Consider the following 11,443-nt stretch of genomic DNA (forward strand, 5'->3'; position numbering starts at 1 on the left):
TGTGTCGTTGAAAGCTCTGGGGGCGGGGGAAGGAATGGATCAGCGTGGCGCCATGCGCAGGGCGCCGTCCAGGCGGATGACTTCGCCGTTGAGATGGCCGTTGGTCACGATGTGGCAGGCCAGCTCGGCAAACTCCTCGGGCTTGCCCAGGCGTGGCGGGAAAGGGATGCTGGCGGCCAGCGATTGCTGCACGGCCTCGGGCAGTTCCTTCATCAGCGGCGTGGCAAACAGGCCGGGCGCCACGGTGCACACGCGGATCGCGTGCTGTGCCAGGTCGCGCGCCATGGGCAGGGTCATGCCCGCCAGGCCCGCCTTGGAGGCGCTGTAGGCTTGCTGGCCCACCTGGCCGTCAAAGGCGGCGACGGAGGCGGTGAACATCATCACGCCGCGCTCGCCGTTGTCCAGCACGTCGAGCTTGCTGCAGGCGGCGGCAAACAAACGGCTCACGTTGTAGGTGCCGATCAGGTTGATGTTGACCACGCGCACAAAGTCTTCCAGCGGCGCGGCACTGCCATCGCGCTGCACCACGCGTTTGGCGCTGCCGATGCCTGCAACATTCATGAGAATGCGCGCGGGGCCGTGGGCGGCGGCGGCCTTGTCGATGGCGGCCTGCACGCTGGCGGCGTCGGTGATGTCGCAGGGGCAGGCTACGCCACCGATGTCTGCGGCGACTTTTTCAGCCAGTTCGGCATTGCGGTCCAGCACCGCGACCTTGGCGCCCTGGGCGGCCAGTGCGCGGGCGGTGGCTTCACCGAGGCCCGATGCGCCGCCGGTCACGAGGGCGGCTTGTCCTTGAATCTGCATGGTGGTGTCCTTGGGTAGTCGTTCAGTTCAGGTCAATTCATTTCTGGGGCACGAGGGTGAATGGCAACTTGCCTTCGTGCATGGCTTCCACCAGGTTGGCGCGGTGCTTGAGCACAGCGCGCTGGTTGATGGAGCCCTTGTCGGTGATCTCGCCCTTGTCCAGCGAGGGCGGCTCGGCCATCAGGTGCATGCGGGCCACACGCGTGGCACTGCCCGTGGCTTGTGCGGCCAGCTGGTTGATCACCTGCTGAAAGTGCTGCTGCACGGGCGCGCTCTCCAGCACCTGTGGCAGGCTGGCGTCGCTGGGCAGGCCCGCCAGCGTGCGGATGTGGGGCGTGGGGATCAGCAGTGCGCCCACTTCCTTGAGGTTGATGCCGGTGATGACAGCGTCCTGCACATAGGGTGCGCAGGCCGCGATGATCTTGGCGCGCATGGGGCCCACGCTCACGAAGGTGCCGGTGCTGAGCTTGAAGTCTTCGGCAATGCGGCCGTCGAACTTCAGGCCCTTGTTGTGGTCGGCCTCGTCGATCCACTTCACGGCGTCGCCCGAGCAGTAGAAGCCTTCTTCGTCGAACGCCTCTTGCGTGGCCTCGGCGTTGCGCCAGTAGCCCTGCGTGATGTTGGGGCCGCGATAACGCACCTCGACCTTGCCATCAATCGGCACCAGCTTCAACTCCAGCCCCGGCGTGGGCACGCCGATGTCGCCCGCCTGCACGTTGGGGCTGTTCACGGCCACACAGAAGGGGCAGCCCTCGGTCATGCCCAGGCCGGTGTTCATCACGATGCGCTCGCCCACCTCCTGCTCGGCCACCTCAAAGAGGGCGTCCCAGATGGGTTGCGAGAGTGCGGCGGCGGCAAAGAAGAACATCTTCACGCGGCTGAGCAGGTTCTTGCGCAGCTGCGCGTCGGTCTTCATGGTGTGCGCCAGCACTTCGAACCCCGTGGGCACGTTGAAGTACACCGTGGGCGCGATCTCGCGCAGGTTGCGGATGGTCTCGGCCATGCCGGCGGGCGTGGGCTTGCCTTCGTCCAGGTACAGCGTGCCACCGTTGTAGATGACGATGCCGAAGTTGTGGTTGCCGCCAAAGGTATGGTTCCATGGCAGCCAGTCCACCAGCACTAGGTCGTCTTCGGTCAGCACCGGCATGGACTGGTTCATCTGCTGCAGGTTGGCAGCCCACATGCCGTGCGTGACGATCACCGCCTTGGGCGCCTTGGTGGAGCCCGAGGTGAACATGAACTTGGCGATGCTGTCGCCCGTGATGGCGGCGTGTGCGGCATCCACGGCGGGCGTGGCCTCGGTGGCTAGCAGCGCGCTGAATGGTGTGGTACTGCGGCCGGGCAGGGTGCCCTCGATCAGCGCCACCTCTACGTCGGCGCCCACCGTGGCGTTGATGGCGGCGGCAAAGCGCTCGCCGCTGCTCGCAAACACCAGGCCGGGCGTGAGGGTGTCGATGGCGTGGCGCAGCTTGTCGTAGTCCTTGCTCACGGTGGAGTAGGCGGCCGACACGGTGCATTGCGGGACGCCCGCCACCAGGCAGCCCAGCGACAGCAGAGCGTGCTCCAGGTCGTTTTCGCTGAGCATGACCACGGGGCGGTCGGCGCTCAGGCCGCGGTTCAGCAGCGCTTGCGCAATGCGGCGCGCGCTGTCCCATGCCTCGCGGTAGCTGATGTGCCGCCAGTCGCCCAGGCTGCCGTCGGCGTTCTTCACACGCTGCGCCATCCAGGTGCGGTCGGGCGTCGTCTGCGCCCAGTGCGCCAGGCGGTCGGTCAGGCGCACGGGGTGGGGTTGCAGGTCTTGCGTGGCGCGCACATAGACCACGCCGTTGTCGCCCTGGCGGGTGGTGACCTCGGTCACGCCAAAGCGCAGCGGCCGGTAGCGGGGGGTGGGGGCGGTTGCCATCATGGGTGCTTTCAAGAACTCACTGGCGCGGGCGGGGGCTCGCATCTTCAGGCCTTCTGGACCTTGGCTGCCTTGCCGTCGAGGAAGGCGCGCACGCGGGCCTTGGCTTCGGGCGCGCTCTGGGCGATGGCGGCCATCATGGCTTCGGTCATCAGGCCCTGGTCGGACGGCTGCTCGGCAATGCGGGGCAGCGCGTGCATGAGTGCGTAGTTGGTCAGCGGTGCGTTCTGCGCAATGCGCTGGGCCAGCTCAAAGGCTTTGTCGAATGCGGTGCCGGTGGGCACGAGGTATTGGGCAAAACCCACACGCTCGCCGTCCACGGCGTTGTAGACGCGGCCGGTCATCATCATGTCGGTCATGCGGGCCGTACCGATCAGGCGCGGAATGCGCACCGCACCGCCGCCGCCCACAAAGATGCCGCGCGAGCCTTCGGGCAGCGCGTAGAAGGTGGATTCATCGGCCACGCGGATGTGGCAGGCGCTGGCCAGCTCCAGCCCGCCGCCCACCACCGCGCCGTGCAGCGCGGCCACCACGGGCACGGGGCCGAACTGCACGCGGTCCAGCGCTGCATGCCACATGCGCGAGTGGTGCAGGCCCTGGCCCGCGTCGCGCTCTTTCAGCTCCGAGAGGTCGAGGCCCGAGCAGAAGTGTTCGCCATCGCCATCGATCACGGCGGCGCCCACGCTTGCGGGCAGGTTGTCCATCACGTCGCGCAGCGCCAGGATCAGGCCGTCGTTCAAGGCATTGCGCTTGGCGGGGCGGGTGAGGCGGATGACCGCGATTTCCTCGCGTTCGCCACGGATTTCAAGGGAGATGTCGGAGTTCTTGGTCATGGTGGTGTGAGTGAGTTAGGGAAATTATGGTTATCAAAAATAACTAAAACAAGGCCGCAAGGCCGCTCTTTGCTAGGGGGTTTCCCTAGCTTTTCAAGCGACTCATATGGTTATGATAAATAACTAAAATTGGTGCGCAATCCAAGCAAGGACCCTGTCATGAACGCCTTCATCCCCTACGGTATCTACTGGTCGTCCCCGTTTGCCAAGTGGCAGGGCACGCTGGCCAACCTCAACGCGCTGCCGCTGGCCGCTGCGGTGGGCAAGCAGGCGCTCACCGCGCGCGGGTACGACCTGGCCGCGGTGGACCTGGCGATCCTCGGGATCACCAACCCGCAAAAGGGCAGCTTCTACGGCCTGCCCTGGGTCACCGGCATGATGGGTATCGACCGTGTGGCCGGGCCCACGGTGCAGCAGGCCTGCGCCACCAGTGTGCGCGCGCTGCAGATGGCTGCACAAGAGGTGGCCTGCGGCACGGCCACCAGCGCGCTGCTGGTGATGGCCGACCGCCAGTCCAACGGGCCGGTGGTGTACTACCCCGACTCCAGCGGCACCGGCGGCTACGGCATCACCGAGCACTGGGTGCCCGACAACATGGGCCACGACCCCTACGCCAAGAACCCCATGCTGCAGACCGGCGAGAACGTGGCCGCGCGCTATGGCATCAGCACCGAAGAGCAGCACGCGCTCAAGCTGCACCGCTACCACCAATACCAGGAGGCGCTGGCCAACGACCGTGCCTTCCAAAAGCGCTACATGGTGGATGTGCCCGTCACCGATTCCAAGTTCCGCAAGCAGACCGGCACGCTGAGCACCGATGAAGGCATCTTCCCGACCACCGCCGAAGGCCTGGCCAAGCTCAAGCCCGTGAAAGAAGGCGGCACCGTGACCTTTGGCGGCCAGACGCATCCGGCCGACGGCAATGCGGGCGCCATCGTCACCACGCGCGATTGGGCCCGTGCCGTGGCCACCGACCCCGGCATCGAAGTGGAGATCCTGGGCTTTGGCATGTCGCGCGTGGAGGCGGGCTACATGCCCATGGCGCCGTCGCCTGCCGCGTTTAACGCGCTCAAGAACGCGGGCTTGTCCATCGCGGACGTGCATGCCATCAAGACGCACAACCCCTTCGCGGTGAACGACATCGCCCTGGCCCGCGACACCGGCTTTGCCTGGGAGCGCATGAACAACTACGGCAGCTCCATCATCTGGGGCCACCCCCAGGCGCCCACCGGCATGCGCGCGATCATCGAACTCATCGAAGAGCTGGTGCTGCGTGGCGGCGGCGTGGGCCTGTTCACCGGCTGCGCCGCGGGTGACACCGGCTATGCCACCGTGCTGCGTGTGACCGACAGCAAAAACACTTCCAAGGCCTGACCATGACTACCACTTCGACAAGCTCTTTCTCCGCCCCCCTGAACGCGTGGCTGGTGGACGGCGTGCGAACGCCCATGGTCGATTACTGCGGCCCGCTGGGCCATGTGTCGCCCACCGACATGGGTATCAAGGTGGCGCGTGCCGTGCTGGCGCGCAGCGGCGTGCCCGCTGCCGATGTGGGCTCGGTCATCACCGGCTCCATGGCGCAGGCCGATTTCGACGCCTTTGTGCTGCCGCGCCACATTGGCCTGTATGCAGGCGTGCCGCAGGCCGTGCCCGCCATCCTGGTGCAACGCATCTGCGGCACGGGCTTTGAGCTGTTCCGCCAGGCCGCAGACCAGATCGCGCTGGGCTACACCGACGTGGCGCTGGTCGTGGGCACCGAGTCCATGACGCGCAACCCGATTGCGGCCTACACGCACCGCACCGGTTTCAAGCTGGGCGCGCCGGTGGAGTTCAAGGACTTCCTGATGGAGGCGCTGATCGACACCGCAGGCCCGGTGACGATGATTGAGACGGCCGAGAACCTGGCCAAAAAATACGGCATCAACCGGGCGGACGTGGACGCCTATGCCTCGCAATCGTTTGACCGCGCCGTCAAGGCGCAGGCCGACGGTTTTCTGGCGGGCGAGATCGTGCCCGTGGTCAGCGAGAAGTTTGAGCTGGAAGGCTACGCCAGCCGCGGCATCACGCTGCCGCGCAAGGTGGCGCAGCTCGACCGCGACACGCACCCGCGCCCCTCGCCGGTGGAGACGCTGGCCACGCTGCGCAGCGTGTATCCGGGCGGCGTGCAGACGGCGGGCAACAGCTCGGCCCTGGTCGATGGCGCCGTGGGCGCGGTGGTGGCCAGCGACGGCTATGTGCAGCAGCACGGCCTCAAGCCCCTGGCGCGCCTGCGCGGCGTGGCGGCCGTGGGTGTGGCGCCCGAGTACATGGGCATTGGCCCGGCCCCCGCCATCCGCGCGCTGCTGGCCCGCACCGGCCTCACGCTGGATGACATCGGCCTGTTCGAAATCAACGAAGCCCAGGGCGCACAGACCCTGGCCGTGGGCCGCGAGCTGGGGCTCGACCTGAACAAGCTCAACGTGAACGGCGGCGCCATCGCCCTGGGCCACCCGCTGGCCGCCACCGGTGTGCGCCTGACGGTGACCCTGGCGCGCGAACTGCGCCGCCGAGGGCTGCGTTACGGCATCTCCAGCGCCTGTGTGGGCGGCGGGCAAGGCATTGCTTTGCTGATCGAGAACACCGACGCGTAAATCCAGTCTTCACACCCATTTGCAAGAGCACAGCACCATGAAAATCATCACCGCAGCCCAGGCCGGGGCCCTGATCCCTGACAACGCCACCATCTTTCTGGGCGGTCTGGCCGTCTCCAGCCTGCCCGAGGAAGTGCTCAAGGGCGTGGAAAAGAACTTTCTGGAGACCGGCCACCCGCGCAACGTGACCACCTGGGCTTGCGGCGCCATCGGCAACAGCAAGGACGCGGGCATGGTGCACTTTGCCCACCCCGGCATGATCAAGCGCACGGTGGCCGGCCACTTCGGCCAGACGGGTGCCGAGATGATGAAGATGGTGTTTGACGGTGAGGTGGAGGCCTACAACTTCCCGCAGGGCAGCCTGTCGCACCTCACGCGCCACATCGCCAGCCGCAGCCCTGGCTTGCTCACCAAGGTGGGCCTGGGCACGTTTGTAGACCCGCGCATCGAAGGCGGCAAGCTCAACAGCAAGTCCACCGAAGACCTTGTAAAACTCGTCGAATTCAACGGCGAGGAGTGGCTGTTCTACCCCTCGCCCAAGGTCGATGTGGCCATCATCCGCGGCACGCTGGCCGATGAGAACGGCAACATCACGCTGGACAAGGAAGGCGTGCTGCTGGAGCAGATCAACATCGCCCACGCGGCCAAGGCCTGCGGCGGCATCGTGATCGCGCAGGTGGAGCGCATCGTCAAGGCGGGCAGCCTGCACCCCAAGTCGGTCAAGGTGCCGGGCGTGTCGGTGGACTATGTGGTGGTCAGCCAGCCCGAGAACCACATGCAGACCATCACCACGCAGTTCAACGCCGCGCTGTGTGGCGACGTGCGCGTGCCGGTGAACTCGCTGGCGCCCATGGCGCTGGATGAGCGCAAGGTCATCGCACGCCGTACCGCGCTGGAGCTGAAGCCGGGCGCCATCACCAACCTGGGCATCGGTATTCCGGCCGGTGTGCCGTCGGTGGCGGCGGAAGAGGGCGTGGCGGACCAGTTCACGCTGAGCGTGGAAAGTGGCATCACCGGCGGCATCCCGGCGCAGCTGGGCGACTTTGGCACGGCCTACAACGCCGACGCGATCATCGAGCAGTCGTTGCAGTTCGACTTTTACGACGGCGGCGGGCTGGACGCGAGCTTCCTGGGCCTGGCGCAGGCCGACAACCACGGCAACGTGAACGTGAGCAAGTTCAACGGTCGGCCCGTGGGCTGTGGCGGCTTTGTGAACATCACGCGGTCGACCAAGAACCTGGTGTTCTGCGGCACCTTCACGGCGGGGGGCCTGGAGGTGAAGGTGGCCGACGGCCAGCTCACCATCGTCAAGGAAGGCCGCTCGCGCAAGTTCATCGAGAAGGTCGAGCAGATCACCTTCAACGGGCTGGATGCTGCCCAGCGGGAGCAGAACGTGCTCTTCGTGACCGAACGCGCCGTGTTCCACCTGACCACCGAAGGGCTGGAGCTGACCGAGATTGCGCCCGGCATTGACCTGGAGCGCGACGTGCTGGCGCACATGGGCTTCAAGCCGATCATGCGCAATGTGAAGACCATGGATGCGGGCCTGTTCCACGAAAAGTGGGGCGGACTGGCGGCGGCCATGGCGGCGAAGTCTGAGGCGGTGGCACAGGCGGCCGCAGGCCAATAGACGGGGCGCAGAAGCTGCCCGAAGCCGGGCACAAAACCAAGGACCAAGGGGCGCTGGCTGCAGTGCCCCTTTTCTTTGTCAGGCCCCGTCGCGGGCGTAGACCTTTTGCAACAGACGGATCAGCGTCTTGCGTTCGGCGGCCGTGAGGCCTGCGGTGGCGTCCACCTCCAGCTGTGCGGCGGTCTGCTCGGCCTGGGCGGTCAGTTCCACACCGGCGGGCGTCAGGTGCAGGCCCATGGCGCGGCCGTCGCTGGGGTGGGGGCGGCGCTCGATCAGCCCGCGCCGCTCCAGCGCAGCCACCAGGCCCACCAGGTTGGGCGGCAACACGCCCAGCGTCACGCACAGCTGGCGCGAGGTCACGCCCGGGTTGTGCGCCACCAGCGACAGCACCGAAAAATCCACCACCTTGAGGCGGTACACCGCCATGCGCTCCATGAACACCTCGATGACGGCCAGCGATGCGCGCCGTGCGTTGTAGCCCACCAGCGTGCGCAAAAAGCCGGTGTCCACCGATTCGGGTGCGGGCGCCGGGTTGGCTGGAGCCATGGAGGCTGTGGTCTTTTTGGTGGTGCGAACGCTGGACATGGGGTGATTGTGGCGGGGGGTGGGCGCGGGTTGGCAGCAGGTTGCGCGGAAATTTGATTCAAATCAGCCGCTAGCGCTTGTTTGACGGGTATCTATTGCTATTAAAATTATAGTAATTGATGTGCGGCAGGCGACACACACGGTGCAGCATCGGCGCCCATGGCTCTCAGATGGGGCTGCGCAGCACGCGCCGGTATTGCACGGCCTCGGCCACATGGCCCACTTCGGTCGAGGGTGCGCCCGCCAGATCGGCAATGGTGCGCGCCACCTTCAGCGCACGGTGCGTGCTGCGGGCCGACCAGCCCAAACGGGCGGCGGCGGTGTTGAGGAATTTGGCGGCGGCATCCTGCAGGTGCAGGTGGGTGTCGATCTCCTGGCCCTGCAGCGCCTGGTTGGTCTTGCCTTGCCGCGCCAGTGCCACGGCGCGGGCCTGCGCCACGCGTTCGCGGATCGCCTCGCTCGCTTCGCCCGCGGGTGCCTGCACCAGCTGGTCGGCGGGCAGGGCGGGCACCTCCACATGCAGGTCAATGCGGTCCAGCAGCGGGCCGCTGAGCTTGGCCTGGTAGCGGTTCACCTGATCGGGCGTGCAGCGGCACGCGCGCTGGGTGGAGCCCAGGTAGCCACACGGGCAGGGGTTCATGGCCGCAATCATCTGGAACCGGGCGGGGAAATCCGCACGCTGCGCCGCTCTGGAGATGGTGATGTGTCCTGTCTCCAGCGGTTCGCGCAGGGCCTCCAGGGCAGCACGCGGAAACTCGGGCAGTTCGTCCAGAAACAGGATTCCGTTGTGCGCCAACGAAATTTCGCCGGGCCTGGGGGGTGATCCGCCGCCCACCAGGGCCACTGCGCTGGCGGTGTGGTGCGGCGCGGCTGTGGGCCTCTGGCCCCACTGGTCGGTGCGAAAGCGCCCGGCCAGGCTGGCAATGGCGGCGCTCTCCAGCGCCTCGTCCACGGTCATCGCGGGCAGCAGCCCCGCAAACCGCAGCGCCAGCATCGACTTGCCCGACCCCGGCGGCCCGGCCATGAGCACGCTGTGCCCGCCAGCGGCAGCAATCTCCAGCGCGCGTTTGGCGCTGGCCTGGCCTTTCACGTCGCACATGTCGGGGCCTGCTGTGCTCGCCGCCATGGGGGTGGCCTGCAGGCGGGTCCAGCCGTCGTTGGCCACGTCGGCATCGCCCGCAGCCACGCTGCCCTGCGGCAGGAAGGCTCGCACCACATCCAGAAGATGCCGTGCGCGTACCACCCGCGCGGCGGGCACCAGGGCGGCCTCTTCGGCACTTCCGGGGGGCAGCACCAGTTGCGCGGTGATCTGCTGGGTCTGCAGCGCCAAGCTGGTGGCCAGCGCGCCGCGCACGGGGCGCAATTCGCCCGACAGCGACAGCTCGCCCGCAAACTCGTAGCCCGCCAGACGGCTTGCGTCCACCTGCCCGCTGGCGGCGAGGATGCCCAGCGCAATCGGCAGATCAAACCGGCCCGAGTCCTTGGGCAGATCGGCTGGTGCCAGGTTTACTGTGATGCGCTTGTTATGCGGGAACTCCAACCCCGCGTTCTGCAACGCCGAGCGCACCCGTTCGCGGGCCTCCTTGACCTCCACCTCGGCCAGGCCCACCAGCGTGAAGCTGGGCAAACCATTGGCCAGATGCACTTCGACGGTGACAGAAGGCGCCTGCAGCCCCAGAAGGGCGCGGCTTTGCACCAAAGCAAGACTCATGAAGCGGTTTCTCCCCAGATGGGTGCGTTTTATGGTTTTTTAGCGCGGACCGGTTGTGTGGTGCACCAACAAGGTGCGGCATGTCCGCGCGCACACCGCCACTGTACTTGGGGATCGGTGTAACGCAACGCAACGGGCATGTGAAGGCGATGCAGTGGTTGCACTGGTGTGGCACGGTCCGTGCTTAAAACGCTCGTCCCTACTTTGTCCAACCGGAGGAAACATGACCCGCGCCATCATTAAGACCCTGGGCGTTGCCCTTGTTGCAACCCTTCCCATGCTGGCCAGTGCCCAGCTCACCGGCAATGTCAGCCTGACCACCAACTACAAGTTCCGTGGCCAGGACCAGGACGTTTCCAAGTCCAAAGCGGTCAAGCCTGCACTGCAAGGCGGTTTTGACTACGCCTTCGGCGACACCGGCTGGTACGTGGGTCACTGGAACTCCAGCGTGGACTGGCTTGCCAACAACTCGCTCGAATCCGACCTGTACGGCGGCTACAAGTTCAAGGCTGGCGGCGCTGACCTGGACGTGGGCGCCCTGACCTACATCTACCCTGGCAACAGCAACGGCAACACCACCGAGCTGTATGGCGCGGCCACCATGGGCCCCTTCACCGCCAAGTACTCGCACACCCTCTCCAAGGACTACTTCGGCTTTGCCGGTGCCAAGTCCGGCTCGGGCCTGAAGGGCACGAACACGGGCTACCTGAGCTTCGCGTTTGCGCAAGAAGTGGCGCCCAGCGTGACGGTGAAGGCCTCGGTGGGCTTCACGCGTTTTGCCAGCGACATCAAGGACCTGGGCGTGCCCAACTACATGGACTACAGCGTGGGCGGTGCCTACGACTTCGGCGGTGGCCTGTCGCTGGGCGCTGCCGTGGTGGGCGCCAACAAGAAGGCCTTCTTCGGCCACGTCAACAAGTCGCGCGTGATCGTCACGCTCACCAAAACCCTGTAAGCCAAGTCTCATGGGCGCTTGCTGCGCCCATGTCGGAGGAACCAAAATGAAAATGGTGACAGCCATCATCAAGCCCTTCAAGCTGGACGAGGTGCGTGAAGCGCTTTCGGACATCGGCGTGCAAGGCATCACGGTCACTGAGGTCAAGGGCTTTGGCCGCCAGAAGGGCCACACCGAGCTGTACCGCGGCGCGGAATACGTGGTTGACTTCCTGCCCAAGGTCAAGATCGAAGCCGCTGTGGCGGACGACCTCGTGGACCGCGTGATCGAGTCCATCGAGAGCGCAGCCCGCACCGGCAAGATCGGCGACGGCAAGATCTTCGTGACCCACCTGGAGCAGGTGGTGCGCATCCGCACTGGCGAAACCGGCAAGGAAGCGCTTTAAGGGCGCG

At 66.3% G+C, this 11,443-nt stretch carries 10 protein-coding genes; 5 read left to right on the forward strand and 5 right to left on the reverse strand.

The genetic code is table 11. The annotated features are described in order from the left end of the window. Positions 1-39: 39 nt before the first annotated feature. Genes EXV95_RS17705 through EXV95_RS17715 form a run of 3 tightly spaced genes read right to left on the reverse strand, consistent with a single transcriptional unit; the run spans position 40 to position 3,540 of the window. Entirely contained in the window at positions 40-804 is a 765-nt protein-coding gene (locus EXV95_RS17705) for an SDR family NAD(P)-dependent oxidoreductase (protein WP_055399781.1), read from the reverse strand. A 37-nt stretch (positions 805-841) separates the two neighbouring features. Beyond that, a complete protein-coding gene (locus tag EXV95_RS17710; RefSeq protein WP_176889096.1) occupies positions 842-2,710 on the reverse strand; it encodes a feruloyl-CoA synthase in 1,869 nt (622 codons plus the stop codon). 44 nt (positions 2,711-2,754) lie between these two features. Then, positions 2,755-3,540: a crotonase/enoyl-CoA hydratase family protein gene (locus tag EXV95_RS17715; protein ID WP_055399790.1), complete on the reverse strand. Its 786-nt coding sequence runs from the start codon at positions 3,538-3,540 to the stop codon at positions 2,755-2,757. A 159-nt stretch (positions 3,541-3,699) separates the two neighbouring features. Here EXV95_RS17715 and EXV95_RS17720 point away from each other — a divergent pair, with 159 nt between their 5' ends. From EXV95_RS17720 to EXV95_RS17730, 3 genes are read left to right on the forward strand one after another with little or no spacing between them, the layout of a single operon-like run. Beyond that, positions 3,700-4,914 (forward strand): thiolase family protein, encoded by a 1,215-nt coding sequence (locus EXV95_RS17720; protein ID WP_176887876.1) that lies wholly within the window; start codon positions 3,700-3,702, stop codon positions 4,912-4,914. Positions 4,915-4,916: 2 nt separating this feature from the next. Next, entirely contained in the window at positions 4,917-6,170 is a 1,254-nt protein-coding gene (locus EXV95_RS17725; protein WP_176887877.1) for a thiolase family protein, read from the forward strand. 37 nt (positions 6,171-6,207) lie between these two features. Then, a complete protein-coding gene (locus EXV95_RS17730; RefSeq protein WP_176887878.1) occupies positions 6,208-7,800 on the forward strand; it encodes an acyl CoA:acetate/3-ketoacid CoA transferase in 1,593 nt (530 codons plus the stop codon). A 78-nt stretch (positions 7,801-7,878) separates the two neighbouring features. Here the strand turns inward: EXV95_RS17730 and EXV95_RS17735 are convergent, their stop codons facing one another. Together EXV95_RS17735 and EXV95_RS17740 are read right to left on the reverse strand one after the other, a co-directional pair. After that, positions 7,879-8,385, reverse strand: a complete 507-nt coding sequence (locus EXV95_RS17735; RefSeq protein WP_176887879.1) for a MarR family winged helix-turn-helix transcriptional regulator — start codon at positions 8,383-8,385, stop codon at positions 7,879-7,881. 166 nt (positions 8,386-8,551) lie between these two features. Next, complete coding sequence (locus tag EXV95_RS17740) at positions 8,552-10,096, reverse strand: YifB family Mg chelatase-like AAA ATPase (protein ID WP_176887880.1); 1,545 nt, start codon at positions 10,094-10,096, stop codon at positions 8,552-8,554. 223 nt (positions 10,097-10,319) lie between these two features. Here EXV95_RS17740 and EXV95_RS17745 point away from each other — a divergent pair, with 223 nt between their 5' ends. Beyond that, positions 10,320-11,051, forward strand: a complete 732-nt coding sequence (locus EXV95_RS17745) for a TorF family putative porin (protein ID WP_176887881.1) — start codon at positions 10,320-10,322, stop codon at positions 11,049-11,051. A 46-nt stretch (positions 11,052-11,097) separates the two neighbouring features. Further along, complete coding sequence (gene glnK, locus EXV95_RS17750; RefSeq protein WP_010466918.1) at positions 11,098-11,436, forward strand: P-II family nitrogen regulator; 339 nt, start codon at positions 11,098-11,100, stop codon at positions 11,434-11,436. The last annotated feature ends 7 nt before the right edge of the window (positions 11,437-11,443 follow it).

This window comes from Acidovorax sp. JMULE5, assembly GCF_013376875.1.
Classification (GTDB): Bacteria; Pseudomonadota; Gammaproteobacteria; order Burkholderiales; family Burkholderiaceae_C; genus Acidovorax; species Acidovorax facilis.